Consider the following 357-nt stretch of genomic DNA (forward strand, 5'->3'; position numbering starts at 1 on the left):
GCCAGTGACGCCTGCGAGGCTGCTGCACAAGCGACAGTGCCGCTCAGGCCACGGCTTGGCCGGGCAAGACCGCTTGCGGAGCGCAGCATTGGTCATCCCGATGCTGGTGCCATTTCACTGTCGCTCATCGCCAGAACGGTGGGTCAGAAGCTGGGCTCGGTCCCGTCGGAATGAATATGCAGATCGGCAGGCTTGCGACGATCCGGGGGCAGCTCTACGCCGCGGGAGCGCTTGCCAATGCTCTTCTGGGACCGTCAGCAATGCGGCCATGCTGCCTCAGCACCAGTGCCACTGCACCCATGACCGTATCGTCATTGCCCAGGAACCGGGCGACGACGAAACGTGGTGCGTGGACGC

Annotated in this window: 1 protein-coding gene; it reads left to right on the forward strand. The window is 64.4% G+C overall.

What is annotated here, in order from left to right:
* A partial coding sequence (locus AC1D0P_RS32525) for a DAK2 domain-containing protein (RefSeq protein ID WP_477680488.1) occupies positions 1-174 on the forward strand: 174 nt, incomplete at its 5' end.
* Positions 175-357 lie beyond the last annotated feature (183 nt).

The sequence above is a fragment of the Polaromonas sp. P1_G2 genome (assembly GCF_056405515.1).